Below are 15,962 nucleotides of genomic sequence, written 5' to 3' on the forward strand. Positions count from 1 at the left end.
ACACTGGTATGTGTTGCTGAAAATGACGACTCCTGTGGGTTGCAATCTGAAGTTTCCTTCCAAGGGGACGGTAGCTCGACATATTATATACTCGTGAACGGTTTTGGCTCTGGAAGCTCTGGGGATTTCTCTCTTAATTTAGAGTGTGCTCCAGTACCACCACCAAACGATATGATAGTAAACTCTATTGATGTGGACGAGATAGGGTTTCCTTATACCGATCCAGCGGTGGCAATGCCAGCAGCGACCACAGAAGCAGGTGGTACACCGGCCAATTGTGACAATGCGGGCGTATTGGGTGTTTGGTACAACTTTGTGCCTACAATGGGAGGTACTGCCACGGCATCGGTAACGTCGCCAGCAGGGTTCACCTCTGTAACTTTTTACACGGCACCAGATGAGAATGCTGTGGAGACAGACCTTACTTTGGTAGACTGGTTCGATAACCAGTGTGTACCTGGAGTAGATGCCTCTATCCCTGTAACAGCGGGACAGGCATACTATGTATATGTTGCAAACCACGAGGGCATCACGGACATCGTGATCGATGGTGATTTCTTCCTTGGAGTTGGTGATGCAGTAGTAGATGGCTTTACCTATTATCCAAATCCAGCTAACGATGAGATCACATTGGATGCTGGAACACGCAGTATAGAAACAGCAACTATCTATAACATTTTAGGACAAACCGTTGTAGAGCAAACTGTAGGAGCTCCTTCAACACAGTTGAACGTTGCCAACTTGACCGTTGGAACCTATATCCTGAAAGTTTTGGTAGATGGTGAAACAGGAATCTACAAAATTGTGAAACAGTAGTATTCACTTATTTTTAGAATATATATAATCACCTCGGTTTGTTGACCGAGGTGATTTTTTTATGTCTCAAAACTAAACTTACCTAAATCGTTATGTTAAAATTTTTAAGAGAATAAAGGCAAAGACTGCCATCAAATTAGTATATTTAATGTTCAAACTATTAAACCTTAATTCATTATGAAAAAAATTACCATTTTATGGAGCATTTTGTTCTGTTCTCTCGGAACAATGTTTGCCCAAACGCCTGCAGAGCTTGCTGAAATTCAGGCAAACGATGCAATGCAAAACCAACCGATTGATATCCAGGAGTTACTGGATAGAAAAGAAGCGATAGGTACTACTGTACTTCCAATGTCGCATTATTTTTCAGCTGAAGAAATTTCAGCATTAAGAGCCTATGATAGTAACCAAAACAGAAATGTATTGGCCGATATCATTCCCACTGCAGGAGCGACCGAATCTTTTGCCGTTGCAGCTGGCGATACGTTCTTCGACCCAGGAGGACCAGGGGGAAGCAGTACAGGGGGAACACCGGGTAACTATCCAAATTGTGGATGTGTGACCCTTACCACCCTAACTGGGGTACAGGATATCAATTTCGATTTCTTTAGCGTATTTTCAACATTCGACTGGTTGCGTATCTATGATGGTGCCGATACCACGGGTACTGTATTGTATGACAATTCTGATACAGGAGCACAATCAGGAGACATTACAACTGCAGATATGGCTGCATCAACTGGTACTATGTTCAGCTCTACTACCGGTAATCTTACCTTTGAGTTTAATGCAACTGCAGTTGTGGATTATGGAGGATGGGAAGTATCTATTTTAAGTGCTGCTGGTCCAGGAGATTTTTATGTTAAAGATGGTTTCCCTGGTGATGCTTTTGGTACCATGCCACAGGCGGGGCCATACAACATCAACCCCATTGCAAATTTTGCGGATCAACTTTTTTCAGATGATTTTGCTGCAGATGGATTGTTGTATTCTATCGATTTCGGCTCTGGAAATTTAGTTACCGTAGATATTACGACAGGAGACAGAACCGTAATTGGTCCTACAGGTATGACGGCATCTCCCACAGGGATTTCGTATAATTTCTTTGATGGAACGATGTACGCTATCGATACCGATATCACCGAAACGACCCTATACACAGTAGATCTATCTACCGGTGCAGCTACCGTTGTGGGTACCACAGGTATCCCAGGGGGTATCTGGCTTGAGATTGACAATAATGGTGTAGGCTATATTGCTGATATCGTAAATGATGAATTCCACTCGATAGATTTGGCAACTGCCACGGCAACTTTGGTAGGACCTATCGGGCAGGATTTGAACTTTGCCCAAGAAGCAACTTACGATCATGACAATGATATACTGTATGCAGGTCTTTATAGTGCTGTAACCGAGATTAGCACCATAGATGTAACTACAGGAACTCCTACAATTTTAGGCTCTGGTTCATACGAAGCCGTTATGCTTTCCTTGGAAGGTGGCGAATTGTCTAATAATGTTTGTGAAGGAGCAGAGGATATTAACTGTGGAGATACAGTGACTGGTGATACATCGGACAATACAGACAATGGCGGTGCCAATGCTTCGCCAGATGAGTGGTACCAATATACCGGATCGGGATTTGAGGAAATAGTAACTGTTTCACTTTGTGACGGTGGTACTGGTTACGATTCATTTCTTACCGTGTACGACGCTTGTGGCGGAAATGTGGTGGCAGACAATGATGATTTTTGTGGATTACAATCTGAGCTTACCTTTACTTCAGACGGTACAACAACGTATTACATAGCAGTTGAAGGATTTGGCACTAACGCTGGAGCATATAGCTTAGCATTAAGCTGTATAGTTCCTTTAGACGATTGTGAAACTGCAGGAAGTATTTCTTGTGGCGAAACCGTATTGGGAAGTACTGCAAATGGAGCAACCCCAGACCCAACAGCGCCAGACTGTGGAGGCGGTAACGATGCTCCTGGAGTTTGGTACGTAATAGACGATACCTCTGGACTGGTAACCGACTATACGGTTTCACTTTGTGATGGCGGTACAAGCTACGACAGTAAATTGGTAGTGTATTCAGGAGACTGTGGTGCGCTGGTATGTGTTGCTGAAAATGACGACTCCTGTGGGTTGCAATCTGAAGTTTCCTTCCAAGGGGACGGTAGCTCAACATATTATATACTCGTGAACGGTTTTGCATCTGGAAGCTCTGGGGATTTCTCTCTTAATTTAGAGTGTGCTCCAGTACCACCACCCAACGATATGATAGTAAACTCTATTGATGTGGACGAGATAGGGTTCCCTTATACCGATCCAGCGGTGGCAATGCCAGCAGCGACTACAGAAGCAGGTGGTACACCGGCCAATTGTGACAATGCGGGCGTATTGGGTGTTTGGTACAACTTTGTGCCTACAATGGGAGGTACTGCCACGGCATCGGTAACGTCGCCAGCAGGGTTCACCTCTGTAACTTTTTACACGGCACCAGATGAGAATGCTGTGGAGACAGACCTTACCTTGGTAGACTGGTTCGATAACCAGTGTGTACCTGGAGTAGATGCCTCTATCCCTGTAACAGCGGGACAGGCATACTATGTATATGTTGCAAACCACGAGGGCATCACGGACATCGTGATCGATGGTGATTTCTTCCTTGGAATAGGAGACGAAACCATTCAGGGATTCAGTTACTATCCAAATCCAGCAACAAATGAACTTAATTTGCAGTCTGGAAATGGAACTATTGAGAGTGCTATTATTTACAACATCCTAGGACAGGAAGTTGTAAACCAAAATGTAGATGCTACCAATGCCGTACTGGATGTAGCCAACCTGAGTGTTGGAACCTACATGCTTAAGGTAGTTGTAAATGGTGAAACAGGAATCTACAAAGTTGTAAAGCAATAATGTAGTTTTTAAATAAACCAAAACAAGTCCCTCCAACCATTGTTGGGGGGATTTTTTTATTGCGTAACTTTGTTCTTGTATGGAGCGTAGCTATTCGTTTATTATTCCAGTGTACAATCGTCCGCAAGAAATCAAGGAATTACTGGAGAGTTTCTTGGTACTACAATTTTCAGAACCCTATGAAATTGTGATCGTGGAGGATGGAAGTGAAGATTCTTCAGAGAATATTGTGGGTGAGTTTTCAGAAAAACTTTCCGTATCCTACTATTACAAAGAAAATAGCGGCCCCGGCGATTCAAGAAATTTTGGGATGAAAAAAGCAAAAGGGAACTATTTTATAATACTGGATTCAGATTGCCTATTGCCATCGCATTACTTACAAACGGTAGATTATTTCCTAGAAAATTCTTATTACGATTGCTATGGTGGGGCAGATGCGGCGCATCAAAATTTCTCCCAACTACAAAAAGCCATTAACTATGTGATGACCTCTTTTTTCACAACCGGCGGTATACGTGGGTCCAAGAAAAGCATTAATAAGTTTGAGCCCAGAAGTTTCAATATGGGGATTTCAGAAAAAGCCTTTGTGGCAACCGGGGGGTTTTCGAGAATTCACCCAGGAGAAGATCCAGATCTTTCGCAGCGTATTGTAAAAGCAGGTTTTGAGACCACTTTTATACCAGATGCTTTTGTGTACCATAAAAGGCGTATCTCGTGGAAAAAATTTTTCACACAGGTAAAAAAGTTTGGGCTGGTACGCCCCATACTCAATAAGTGGCACCCCAATGCTGCAAAGATTACTTTTTGGTTCCCAACTATATTTGTCTTTTTTGTGCTGTTTTCAATATTGGCCGGCGTGCTTATTTCGTTTTGGTTATTGGTTCCATTACTGGTGTATATGGTATTGATTTTGTTGGACGCCAGTATAAAATCCAAAAACTTATGGATAGGTTGCCTAGCAGTGTTCGCTATGTTTATTCAATTCTTTGGGTATGGTTTGGCATTCCTCAAATCCAGTTTTTACGTAGGGTTGTTGAACAAAGACCCGGAAAAACAATTCCCTAAATTATTTTTTAAGTAACTTTTCCCAAAAATAACTTTCTTGCCCCATGGCCGCATCTATAAAAACCTTTAAGAGCATAAAGATTAATACCTTTTTTGTTTTCTTGTTGTTGGCCATTGTATTTTGGGGGCTCACCAAATTTTCAAAGGACAATACGGCAAAAATAAAGGCTACTTTTACCTATCAGAATATTCCCGTAAACTATCTTTTGGAAGAGGGCAATCCACAGGAAATCACCTTCGATATTACAAGTAACGGCTTCGATATCTTGCTCTATAAGCTGAAGTCGCCAAGTGTTGAGATTGATGTAGCAAAATATTTTGATGATACTACAGGGAGTGCACAAATAAATTCCGAAGACCTGAAAGATGAAATAACCAAGCAGCTTAACTACAAGGGGGCAAGCATCAGGAACCTATCCAATAACAGTATAGCGATTAAATTAGAGGGAATACAAACAAAGAAAATACCTGTTAGGCCACAGGCTAGAATCTTATATAAAAATGGTTTCAATGCAGTGGACAGTTTGCGAACCCGGCCAGATTCGGTCATTGTCTCTGGTCCATCTATTTTGTTGGATTCAATAAACGGAATTGCCACTAAGGAAATAATTTTGGAAAATGTGGACAAACCCATTAAAAATAGTGTAGCATTAGTGTCTCTACCCAACAGTTCCCTAACACTACATACTGAAACTGTTACCCTGCACCAAGACGTACAGGAGTTTGCACAAAAAAAAGTTTCTTTACCCATTACGTTGAAGAACCTTCCTGCCAGTGCAACCATTAAATTGATACCTGAGCGTATACAGGTTACATTTGTAGTACCCATAGAAAATTTTGGGTTGGTAACTGAAAGTGATTTTGAGGTTCTATGCGATTTTGAAGAAAGGAATTCCGAAGAAAACTTCTTAACACCCGTATTGTCCAAAAAACCCCCGTATGCCAGGAACATACAATTGTCGCCCCAAAAGATAGATTTTTTAATATTTAAGTAACCACTGTGAAAATAATAGGACTTACCGGAGGCATAGGCAGTGGTAAAACTACCGTGGCCAAGATGTTCAAGAACAATGGAGTGCCCGTTTACATTGCAGATGTGGAAGCCAAACTTCTCACGAACCGCTCCAAATACATTAAAAAGAAAGTTATAGCGTTGCTGGGTGAGAAGGCTTATAGAGAAGGCCACCTGGATCGAAAATTCGTAGCGAATATCGTGTTCAATGATACTGAAAAGTTAAAAGCCCTGAATGCTATAATCCATCCAAGAGTTGCACAGCATTTTTCTAGATGGATCAAAAAGCAGAATGCACCTTACTGCATCAAGGAAGCAGCTATATTGTTTGAAAATGGAGGCTATAAACAATGCGACCAAACCATCCTTGTGGTAGCAGATAGAGCAGTCCGGATACAAAGGGTATTACAAAGGGACAACACCACGGTTGAAGAAATTGAGGCGAGAATGAGCAACCAATGGGATGACGATAAAAAGAAAGAACTGGCAGATTACATTATAAAAAACACCACACTCGAAGAAACCCAAAAACAAGTTGACGCCATACATGCCAAACTCTCGAAAAGCCAGTAACCACAATCCCTCCTTACTGTTAACATTTGGTTAAACCACTCATCCCATAAATGTTAAAATCTTACTTTTGGGGGATGAACAAAAAATTATTCTTACTTCTTGTTGGGCTTATGTCGCTCTCCTTGGTGGGGATAATTTTCGTTCAAGGTTATTGGATTAAAAACGCATACAGGACAAAGTACGACCAGTTTAGTTATAACGTAAAAAACTCGCTTCTTAATGTTGCCTCTCAAATACAAGCAAGAGAGCTGGATACATACTATTCGATCTATAGCGATATTGTAGATAGTATAGGCAATCCCAACAGCATAACTTATAACGAGCTCTTGTACGCCACTTCCGATGGTAACAATTTTGAGAAAAGCGTTTTTTACAATAGCATTCTGGAGGAGGATTTTAAACTATCGGCCAATATATTGGATACTGAAATTGATAGTATCCAATTTAAGAGATTGACCAACCGAAAAGAAAGGTTTTTGATAAACAACGCATTGGATGGTAGTGACGGCCTGAATGCTAGGATAGAATCCATAAGCCGTCTTACAGAGTTTGAGAGAAACCAGTTTGATGCAGCTTTCAGGAATATTTCGGGAAAAAAGCCTATCCACCAAAGAGTGTCAAAAACCGAAATAGACACCCTGTTACGAAAACAACTGGTGGACCGCGGAATAGAGTCTCCCTTCGAGTATGCTGTTTTCAGTAGGGATCTTGCGACTAAGGTGCAATCTGAAAATTTTGAGGCAGATCCAGAGTATACCTACAGCACGCCTCTGTTTGTTAATGAAGACCTTAACACACAATACCAACTATACGTTAGTTTTGCCGATATGGAAAAGGAAGTGTTAAGCGGTATTTTGGGAATTGCCATTCTTTCCTTGATTTTTACGGGAGTGATTGTCTTGGCCTATAGTAGTGCACTTTCCCAATTGTTCAAACAACGGCAAATCTCCCAGATAAAAAGTGATTTTATTAATAATATGACCCACGAGTTCAAGACTCCTATCGCTACGATCAATCTAGCCTTGGATGCGTTAAAGAACCCAAAAGTTAAGGACAACAAAGAGTTTTTAACCCGTTATCTTAAAATGATACGGGACGAGAACCGAAGGATGCACGCCCAGGTCGAAAACGTTCTACGTATTTCAAAACTAGAGAAGAATGAGTTGGACCTGCCCAAAGAAAGACTCAAGATGCACGATATTATTGAAAACGCCGTATCCCACGTAGAGCTTATTGTTGAAGATAGGGGAGGGTATATTAAAACTCACTTTGGAGCATTGAAATCCTCGGTACTTGCCAACGATTCACACCTTACAAATGTTGTGGTGAACATACTGGACAACGGTATAAAATATTCCGAAGGGGAACCCAGGATAGATGTTTATACCGAAAACGTAAAAAACACTATAATAGTAAAAATTAGGGACCAGGGAGTTGGAATGTCCAAGAGTGTCCAGAAAAAAATATTCGAAAAATTTTACCGTGAACATACTGGCGACATACACAACGTTAAAGGCCATGGTCTCGGACTCGCTTACGTAAAAAGAATCTTGGACGATCACGATGCCCAGATTTACGTAGAGAGCGAAAAAGGAAAAGGAAGCACATTTATAATTAAACTACACTTAATATCATAAATTATGGAAACTGAAAACAAAAAAATTCTCTTAGTAGAAGACGATCCTAACTTTGGGACAGTACTTAAAGATTACCTTGCCATGAACGACTACGACGTTGTACACGCAAAGAACGGCATGGAAGGATTCGAAAAGTTTAAAAAAGACGATTACGACCTGTGTATCCTGGATGTAATGATGCCCTATAAGGATGGTTTTACCCTCGCTAAGGAAATCAGGGAGAAAAATGAAGACATCCCTATTATCTTTCTTACGGCAAAGGCAATGAAAGAAGATGTGTTAAAAGGATATAAAGTAGGGGCAGACGACTACCTTAACAAACCTTTTGACAGTGAGGTGCTACTCATGAAAATAAAGGCGATCATCCAGCGTAAGGCAACCGATAGTATTGCAGATAGCAAGCAATTTGAATTTGAGATTGGGAATTTCCACCTTAACTCCAAATTACGATTCCTTACCTATAAAAAAGAGGAGCCTAGTAAATTATCCCCAAAAGAGAACGAACTGCTTCGTTTGCTAGCACTTCATAAAAACGATTTAATGCCTCGTGAACTGGCCCTTACCAAGATTTGGAGGGACGATAATTATTTTACCTCACGAAGTATGGACGTATATATTGCCAAGCTGCGTAAATACCTGAGCAAGGACGATGGTGTAGAGATCATCAACATTCATGGTGAAGGGTTCCGCTTGGTAGTAAAAGACGAAGTAGACCAGTAAAATAGCATGATAGAAAGTGTCATAAACGCCACCTGAACTAGTTCGGGCTGGCGTTTTTGTATGTAATAAAATTTACTATTTCTTGCGGTGGTGTGGTATATGGGAACCAATGTATCTGCTCGTTTTTTCTAAACCACGTTCCCTGCCGTTTGGCAAACCTGCGCGTATTTTTCTTTATTTCTGAAACAGCTTCCTCTTTTGAAATCTCACCATCAAAAAACTGGAACAATTCTTTATATCCCACTGTTTGCAAAGCATTCAGGTCTTTGTGTGGGTATAGTTGCCTGGCTTCTTCCATCAGTCCGTTTTCAATCATAATGTCTACACGTTTGTTGATTCGCTCGTATATCTTTTCCCTTTCGGCAGTAAGACCAATGTATAAAGTATCGAAATTTCTTTCTGAAATGTCCTTTTTCAGAAATGAGGAAAATGGTTTCCCCGTACCCCGAATAATCTCTAAAGCACGTATCAACCTGTGTGGGTTTTGGATATCAGCATTTTTAAAATAGGTTGGATCCTTCTCTTTTAGTTCCCGCTGTAGGGATGTTAAACCGTGCTCTTCCAGTTGTTTGCTTAGTTGCTCCCGCACTTCTTTTTTAACCTTCGGAAATTTATCCAGACCTTTAACTACTGCGTCTACATATAATCCTGAACCACCTACCATCACAACCTTGTCGTGTTTTTTGAAAAGCTCCTTCAGTTTCAGTAAGGCATCCTTTTCAAAATCTCCTACGTTGTAGGGTTCAAAAATGCTTCGGTTCTGTATAAAATGGTGCGGTGCCGCATCAAGCTCTTCAGTAGTTGGTACGGCGGTGCCAATGGCCATTTCTTTAAAGAATTGGCGGGAATCTGCGGAGAGTATTTCGGTAGAAAAATGTTTGGCAATTTCAATGCCCAACGCCGTCTTCCCAATGGCAGTAGGGCCTACTATGCAAATAAGGAGGGGAGTGGGTGGCATTATGCTATAATATCTTCTTCGTGCAAAGGCGTTCCGCACTTGTGGCAAAAATCGGCATCGTCCCTATGTTTTTTTGCATTGCAATTGCTACAACTTTGTGAATTTACATGCACATAATTTGGATCGTCTATCTTGGGCTTGCCCATATTCTTAGTGTATTCAGCACTTACTATTCCTGTAGGAACGGCTATAATTCCATATCCCATAATCATAATTAGAGCGGCAATAAATTGCCCCAAGGGGGTTACAGGAGCAATGTCGCCAAAGCCTACGGTGGTCAAGGTTACAATACACCAGTAAACGCTCACGGGGATACTTACAAAACCACTTTCTTCGCCTTCAACTATATACATAACTGTACCTGCGATTATCGAAATTATAAGTACCGCAAACAGAAATACTAAAATTTTGGGCCTGCTGTCTAATAATGCCTTACGTAATTTGTTGGACTCACCAATGTAGCGTGTTACCTTTAAAATTCTGAAAACCCGTAATAATCGCAACGCGCGAACCGTAAGTAAAAAATTACTTCCTGCCAGTATAAACGATAGATACAATGGGATGGTTGAAAGAAAATCTATAATACCATAAAAACTGAAAATATACTTAGAAGGGTGCTTTATGGTCACGATCCGGGCTATATACTCAAAAGTGAAGAAGATGGTGATTACCCATTCGCCATAGTAAAGATAATCGTACACGAATTCTGGCCAACCCCGTACACTCTCTATCATCACAAAAACTACACTCAATAATATGAGGATGAGCAGCACTACATCGAACAACTTCCCCATTGGGGTGTCTGCCTCATAAATAATGGTGTGCAAATCTCTGCGCCACGTACTCTTTTTTGTAGGTTCCAAAAGCGAAAAGTTTTTCTATGCTATAAATGTAAGTAAGTTTCTTTAATTAACGGGGTCTGTTGCCAAGGGAATGATTTTAAGTACCCGTCGTTTCTTTAGGTAGGTTTGTATAATATGCTGTGCATCACGATTGTTTGCCATGGGGGTAATGATGGATTTTAGCACCTCTGGATTGGTTATCTGGTAATTTAAACTATAAAAACCGAACCCTTTGTACACCCCATTCTCAATAAGGATTACCGAGCGTTCGTCCACATCGCGGCCACGGTCTATAATGAGCATGTGCTGGTTGTAATAACTATATTCATCTAGGAACAATTTTGCCCTCACATTATAATCTTCTGCGGACTCTTTTTGGATACAGGCTCCCTCACAGTCTTTTACCGTATAATTGAAACAGTTGCCCTTGGTTTTATGCAGTCCAGTCAATTTTTGGCACAGATTGTATTTTTCAGTAATGGAATACAGAGAAGATTTTGCCTGCTGGTAATTGCTAAACGTGGTAATGGCTTTTTTTCTGGCATCTGCCTTTTCAATCTTTAAATTTATGTAGCCATTATCGTCCACAAAACTTCCCAATTGGTACTGAAACAGTGTACGTCTCAATGCTCTATTGTATTTCGGCTTTTTACGTTTTATTTCCTCACTTTCCTTTAGCAATGCGATGAGCTCGTTTCCTGTAAGTTCAAAAGTAACCGCAGCAACTTCCAGCTGGATTCTTTTCGATTTTCGGTTATCACTCGTAAAATGCTGGGTAAGCCGTTTTTTTATGTTCTTGCTCTTCCCTATGTATATAATCTCGCCTTCCTCATTGTGCATATAATACACTCCTGTTTCTGAGGGCATCTCAGCAATAAGGTTCAAAAGCTTTGTGTCCAGGTGGCGCTTAGGGTCTTTACGCACCGAAGCTTTTATGATCTCTTTGTCCAGATCCTTCTGCAGTAGCATTTTGAACAACTCTACCGTTGCCTTGGCATCGCCCTGTGCACGGTGCCTATCGGTAATAGGGATTCCTAAAGAGCGAACCAGTTTGCCCAGACTGTAGGAAGGCATATTGGGAATGAGTTCCTTTGCCAACTCTACGGTACAGAGCGTTTCTTTGTCAAAATCGTAACCCAACCGATCAAACTCTGTAGTCAAGATTCTGTTATCGAACTTAGCATTGTGTGCCACAATAATACACCCTTCGGTAATTTCAATAATACGTTTGGCCACTTCGTAGAACTTGGGCGCATTGCGCAACATTTCGTTACTTATTCCCGTAAGGTTTACCACAAATGGTTGGATTTTACGCTCAGGATTTACCAGGCTTGCAAATTGGTCTACAATTTTGTGGCCGTCAAAACGATAAATGGCTATTTCGGTAATGCCTTCTTCGTTATACTTACCACCAGTGGTCTCTATGTCTAGTATTGCGTAAATTAGTTGTGGATTGTTGCTATACGATTAATTATAATTTCTTTCTCCAAAAATTGCACTTCCTATGCGTACCATATTACTGCCTTCTTCAATAGCAATGGTATAGTCGCTGCTCATCCCCATACTCAAAATGCTGAAATTTTTGTGTGTCTTGCTGAAATCGTCATAGATCCGATTCAGGTTTTTGAATTCCCTGCGTACCTGTGCTTCATCATCGGTAAAGGTAGCCATTCCCATAAGCCCTACCACCGAAACATTTCCAAAATTTTGAAACGCTTCAGAGGCCAGTAACTCTTTCGCATCGGCTTCGCTTAGGCCAAACTTGGTATCTTCTTCAGCAATTTTTATTTGTAAAAGGCAGTCTATCGTTCTATCAACTTTCTTCGCCTGTTTGTTTATTTCCTTGAGCAATCTGGGGCTGTCCACCGCATGTATCAAACTTACAAAAGGCGCCATATATTTTACCTTATTGCGCTGTACGTGGCCTACCATATGCCATTGCACATCCTTGGGCATCTCCTGCCATTTGGATTCCATCTCCTGTACTTTGTTTTCTCCAAAAATGCGCTGTCCAGCATTATACGCCTCCATTAGCTCGCTCACGGGCTTGGTTTTAGAGATGGCTACAAGCGTAACATTTTCAGGTAACTCCTCTTTGTATTTTTGAATGTTTTCTGAAATATCCATACAGCTGCAAAAATAACGGAAAAGAGAATGTTTTTAGGGTTATAGCCTACTAAATATAAAATTAGTATATTGTTATTGGTTTACAGTTTACTGTAAACTGTAAACTATACTCAATGAAAGAGCAAATTTTTATTCTTCTCGCAGAGAGGGGGGAGCTTAGTGTTTCTGAAATTAGTGATATAGTGAATATCTCTAGGCAGATGGTACACCGTCACTTAAATGCACTAATGGAGGATGAACGCGTTTCCAAAATAGGAACTCCGCCAAGAGTTTTTTATAGGGTTCAAAAAAAGGAAAGCATTGATGTACCGAAACTAGATACTGAAATTGCTAAGTTCATTGAGGAAAATTTTATTCAGATTAACGAACAGGGGGTTCTGTTGGAGGGGGTAGAGGCTTTTGTTTACTGGTCTAAAAAAAGAAACCTACCTGTTGAAAAAACGGCCGTAGAATATGTGAAAACGAAAAAGAGATATAACGCTTACAAAAATGAAATCGGTTTGATTGTTGGTCTCAAAAAGCTTGAGAATACCAAGGGTTTTGGTACGATATACCTTAAAAACCTTTATTACAGTGATTTTTACGCAATAGAGCGGTTTGGGAAAACAACTTTAGGGCAAATGCTGTTGTACGCTAAGCAAGGTCAAGATCGGGGGATGATAAAAGATATTATAGCAGCTATTGAAGCACCTCTAAAAAAATTGGTAGAAAGTCAAAATATCGAGGCAGTAGGTTTTATACCACCTTCGGTTAAACGTGAAGTTCAAATAATGAACGAGCTAAGAAAAAAACTAAATTTCAAATTACCTATCATAAATATAGAGAAAGTACAGACAGAGATTACCGTACCTCAAAAAACATTGTCAAAACTGAACGATAGGATTTTGAACGCCCAAAATAATATTGTAGTTACAGAGAGGAACAATTTCAGCAAAATTTTGTTGATCGACGATGCTGTTGGCTCTGGCGCTACCATTAATGAGACAGCAGGTAAAATAGCAAAACGTAATGTTTCGCAGCACATCATTGGGTATGCTATAACTGGGAGTTATAAAGGTTTTGAAGTTATTTCGGAAGCCTAAAACTCATATATAGTAACCCCACTGCGTAATTTTGGTTCAATATAGGTGCTTTTTGGGGGCATGGTGAGCCCTTCGTCTGCTATTTGTTTCATTTCCTCTACGCTTACGGGCAAGAGACCGAAGCCAACTTTGTAATTTTCTTTATCCACCTCTCCTTTTACATACACCATATCTTTCTTTCCATCGGCATAGGCCAGGCGGGTATCGTTGCGTACATCGTCAATACCTAAAATGGGTTGGAGAATGGTTGTATAAAGTATGTGGGTGTCCAAACCTTCCAAGGCATTGTTGATGGTATAATTGTTTTTTCGTAGATAGAGCGAATAAAATTCCCCGTCCAAGTACATACTGAAATGATGTTTCTTTGAAGGTTTGTAATACGCAACGCCACGGTTTTCAATGCGGTACATAGCGTCCAACTGTATCAGGAATTCCTCTTTGCTAAGCCCGTTGAGGTCCTTTACCAAACGGTTGAATTCGTAAATCTTCAAATCGCTTTCGGGAATCAGGAAGCTCATAAAGTAATTGTATGGTTCGTCCCCTTTATGGTTTTTGTTTTCAGCTTTTAAGTTTGCTGCCAGCAATGCCGAAGACGACGAACGGTGGTGCCCGTCTGCAATATAAACAGCGTCCATCTCGGCGAAGTGTCCCTGGAGTTTTTCTACAATGGTCTTGTCATCAATATTCCAGACATAGTGGGTATCCCGGTAGGTAGTGGTAAATTCATACTCGGCGCGGGTTGCCATGACTTCAGCGATCATCTCATCAATTTCTGGATGGTCCGGATAGGTTAGGAGTACGGCTTCGGCATTAAAGCCCACTGTTTTCAAATATTCCTTAAAGGTATTCTCCCTGTACTCAATGGTAGACTCGTGTTTTTTGATGAGGTTGTTCTCGTAGTCCTCTGCACTTGCAGCAGCTACAATTCCATTGAATTCCAGCCCATCCCTATTTACGATTTTATAGAAATAATAGCAAGGCTCTCTATCCTGCATAAAAATTTCATCCTCCTTGAATTCCTGATACCTGTTACGTACCAATTGATAGCGCTGTTTCCCTGAAATTTCCTTTTGATACTTGAACCCGGGATTCAGGATTTGTAAAAAAGAAAATGGATTGTCCCGCAATCGCGACTCTCGCTCCTCTGGCGTATAGCTTTCGTAAGAGCGTGACGCCAACAAGCTTACCTTGTCCCTTGTGGGACGGACAGCTTTAAATGGTAGGATCGTTGGCATATCTTGGGTTTTGGTTTTTATGGGTTTAGCGTTTAAATCCGGATGGTATCCAGCATTTAAACGCTACACGTCTCAATAATTTTTAAGCAAACATTTTCGCTACGGTCTCTGCTTTTCTACTCTCGGAATAATCGTAAAAGCCTTCGCCACTTTTAACTCCCAATTTACCTGCCATCACCATATTTACCAGTAGTGGGCAAGGAGCATATTTTGGGTTTTTGAAACCGTCGTACATCACGTTCAGGATAGAAAGACATACGTCCAGGCCAATAAAATCTGCCAATTGCAATGGGCCCATGGGGTGTGCCATTCCCAGTTTCATCACGGTATCGATTTCTTGGACGCCTGCTACACCATTGTATAGGGTTTCAATGGCTTCGTTAATCATGGGCATCAAGATTCGGTTGGCCACAAATCCCGGATAGTCGTTTACCTCTACGGGTACCTTGCCTAGTTTTTTGGAGATTTCCTCCACCATATTGTACGTTTCTTGGCTGGTACTGTATCCTTTAATAATCTCTACCAGTTTCATGATAGGCACGGGATTCATAAAATGCATCCCAATCACCATCTCGGGACGGGAGGTCGCTGCTGCGATCTTGGTTATAGAAATTGAGGAGGTGTTGCTTGCCAAGATCGTGTCGTCCGGACAAAATCTATCCAGATCCTGGAAAATCTTCAGTTTGAGATCTACATTCTCGGTAGCAGCTTCCACGACGAGCCCAGCATATTCTACCCCTTCTTCCATATTGGTATAGGTGGTAATGTTGTTGAGGGTACGTTGTTTGTCCTCTTCGGTAATACGCTCCTTGGCAACCATTCTGTCCAGATTCTTGGTAATGGTGGCAACACCCTTATCTAAAGAGGCTTGCGAGATATCTATTAATTGTACTTTATAATCTTTTTGCGCAAAGGTATGGGCAATCCCGTTGCCCATGGTTCCTGCGCCTATAACTGCTACGTTTTTCAT

Annotated in this window: 14 protein-coding genes; 8 read left to right on the forward strand and 6 right to left on the reverse strand. The window is 41.1% G+C overall.

Annotation, left to right across the window (positions count from 1 at the left end; translation table 11 throughout):
- The 7 genes from C8D94_RS06310 to C8D94_RS06340 form a co-directional block, all read left to right on the forward strand.
- Positions 1 to 816: T9SS type A sorting domain-containing protein (locus C8D94_RS06310; protein ID WP_147278504.1), on the forward strand; the 816-nt coding region annotated here is incomplete at its 5' end.
- Between the two features lie 177 nt (positions 817 to 993).
- Positions 994 to 3,741: a T9SS type A sorting domain-containing protein gene (locus tag C8D94_RS06315; RefSeq protein ID WP_115123095.1), complete on the forward strand. Its 2,748-nt coding sequence runs from the start codon at positions 994 to 996 to the stop codon at positions 3,739 to 3,741.
- Between the two features lie 79 nt (positions 3,742 to 3,820).
- Complete coding sequence (locus C8D94_RS06320; protein WP_115123096.1) at positions 3,821 to 4,822, forward strand: glycosyltransferase; 1,002 nt, start codon at positions 3,821 to 3,823, stop codon at positions 4,820 to 4,822.
- A gap of 28 nt (positions 4,823 to 4,850) precedes the next feature.
- Positions 4,851 to 5,801 carry a YbbR-like domain-containing protein gene (locus tag C8D94_RS06325; RefSeq protein ID WP_147278505.1) on the forward strand — a complete coding sequence of 317 codons (951 nt, stop codon included), beginning with the start codon at positions 4,851 to 4,853 and terminating at the stop codon, positions 5,799 to 5,801.
- Positions 5,802 to 5,806: 5 nt separating this feature from the next.
- Positions 5,807 to 6,391, forward strand: a complete 585-nt coding sequence (gene coaE / locus C8D94_RS06330; protein WP_115123098.1) for a dephospho-CoA kinase — start codon at positions 5,807 to 5,809, stop codon at positions 6,389 to 6,391.
- Between the two features lie 74 nt (positions 6,392 to 6,465).
- Positions 6,466 to 8,028, forward strand: a complete 1,563-nt coding sequence (locus C8D94_RS06335; RefSeq protein WP_115123099.1) for a sensor histidine kinase — start codon at positions 6,466 to 6,468, stop codon at positions 8,026 to 8,028.
- Between the two features lie 3 nt (positions 8,029 to 8,031).
- Positions 8,032 to 8,748 (forward strand): response regulator transcription factor, encoded by a 717-nt coding sequence (locus tag C8D94_RS06340; protein WP_115123100.1) that lies wholly within the window; start codon positions 8,032 to 8,034, stop codon positions 8,746 to 8,748.
- Between the two features lie 37 nt (positions 8,749 to 8,785).
- On the opposite strand, the gene miaA is transcribed toward C8D94_RS06340, so the two are convergent.
- From miaA to C8D94_RS06360, 4 genes are read right to left on the reverse strand one after another with little or no spacing between them, the layout of a single operon-like run.
- On the reverse strand, positions 8,786 to 9,706 hold the full coding sequence (gene miaA / locus C8D94_RS06345; protein WP_115123101.1) for a tRNA (adenosine(37)-N6)-dimethylallyltransferase MiaA: 921 nt from the start codon (positions 9,704 to 9,706) through the stop codon (positions 8,786 to 8,788).
- Complete coding sequence (locus C8D94_RS06350) at positions 9,706 to 10,569, reverse strand: ion transporter (protein ID WP_245946213.1); 864 nt, start codon at positions 10,567 to 10,569, stop codon at positions 9,706 to 9,708. Before C8D94_RS06350 ends, miaA begins: the two co-directional genes overlap by 1 nt.
- Positions 10,570 to 10,611: 42 nt before the next feature.
- A complete protein-coding gene (locus tag C8D94_RS06355) occupies positions 10,612 to 11,991 on the reverse strand; it encodes an exonuclease domain-containing protein (protein WP_115123102.1) in 1,380 nt (459 codons plus the stop codon).
- A 24-nt stretch (positions 11,992 to 12,015) separates the two neighbouring features.
- Positions 12,016 to 12,675 (reverse strand): YggS family pyridoxal phosphate-dependent enzyme, encoded by a 660-nt coding sequence (locus C8D94_RS06360; RefSeq protein WP_115123103.1) that lies wholly within the window; start codon positions 12,673 to 12,675, stop codon positions 12,016 to 12,018.
- A 113-nt stretch (positions 12,676 to 12,788) separates the two neighbouring features.
- Between C8D94_RS06360 and C8D94_RS06365 the strand changes: the two genes are divergently transcribed.
- On the forward strand, positions 12,789 to 13,757 hold the full coding sequence (locus C8D94_RS06365) for a winged helix-turn-helix transcriptional regulator (RefSeq protein ID WP_115123104.1): 969 nt from the start codon (positions 12,789 to 12,791) through the stop codon (positions 13,755 to 13,757).
- Here C8D94_RS06365 and C8D94_RS06370 read toward each other — a convergent pair.
- The gene (locus tag C8D94_RS06370; protein ID WP_115123105.1) at positions 13,754 to 14,992 is read right to left on the reverse strand and encodes a DUF1015 domain-containing protein; all 1,239 of its coding nucleotides are present in this window, start codon (positions 14,990 to 14,992) and stop codon (positions 13,754 to 13,756) included. The genes C8D94_RS06365 and C8D94_RS06370 overlap by 4 nt on opposite strands.
- 82 nt (positions 14,993 to 15,074) lie before the next feature.
- Positions 15,075 to 15,962, reverse strand: coding sequence for a 3-hydroxybutyryl-CoA dehydrogenase (locus C8D94_RS06375; protein ID WP_115123106.1), 888 nt, complete (start codon positions 15,960 to 15,962; stop codon positions 15,075 to 15,077).

The sequence above is a fragment of the Marinirhabdus gelatinilytica genome, assembly GCF_003353425.1.
GTDB classification, from domain to species: domain Bacteria; phylum Bacteroidota; class Bacteroidia; order Flavobacteriales; family Flavobacteriaceae; genus Marinirhabdus; species Marinirhabdus gelatinilytica.

What these genes read in the sequence shown, in the direction of transcription:
- C8D94_RS06315 (WP_115123095.1), top strand. Translation starts at nt 994, where the DNA reads ATGAAAAAAATTACCATTTTATGGAGCATTTTGTTCTGTTCTCTCGGA.
- C8D94_RS06320 (WP_115123096.1), top strand. Translation starts at nt 3,821, where the DNA reads ATGGAGCGTAGCTATTCGTTTATTATTCCAGTGTACAATCGTCCGCAA.
- C8D94_RS06325 (WP_147278505.1), top strand. Translation starts at nt 4,851, where the DNA reads ATGGCCGCATCTATAAAAACCTTTAAGAGCATAAAGATTAATACCTTT.
- C8D94_RS06335 (WP_115123099.1), top strand. Translation starts at nt 6,466, where the DNA reads ATGAACAAAAAATTATTCTTACTTCTTGTTGGGCTTATGTCGCTCTCC.
- C8D94_RS06340 (WP_115123100.1), top strand. Translation starts at nt 8,032, where the DNA reads ATGGAAACTGAAAACAAAAAAATTCTCTTAGTAGAAGACGATCCTAAC.
- miaA (WP_115123101.1), bottom strand. Translation starts at nt 9,706, where the DNA reads ATGCCACCCACTCCCCTCCTTATTTGCATAGTAGGCCCTACTGCCATT.
- C8D94_RS06360 (WP_115123103.1), bottom strand. Translation starts at nt 12,675, where the DNA reads ATGGATATTTCAGAAAACATTCAAAAATACAAAGAGGAGTTACCTGAA.
- C8D94_RS06365 (WP_115123104.1), top strand. Translation starts at nt 12,789, where the DNA reads ATGAAAGAGCAAATTTTTATTCTTCTCGCAGAGAGGGGGGAGCTTAGT.
- C8D94_RS06370 (WP_115123105.1), bottom strand. Translation starts at nt 14,992, where the DNA reads ATGCCAACGATCCTACCATTTAAAGCTGTCCGTCCCACAAGGGACAAG.
- C8D94_RS06375 (WP_115123106.1), bottom strand. Translation starts at nt 15,962, where the DNA reads ATGAAAAACGTAGCAGTTATAGGCGCAGGAACCATGGGCAACGGGATT.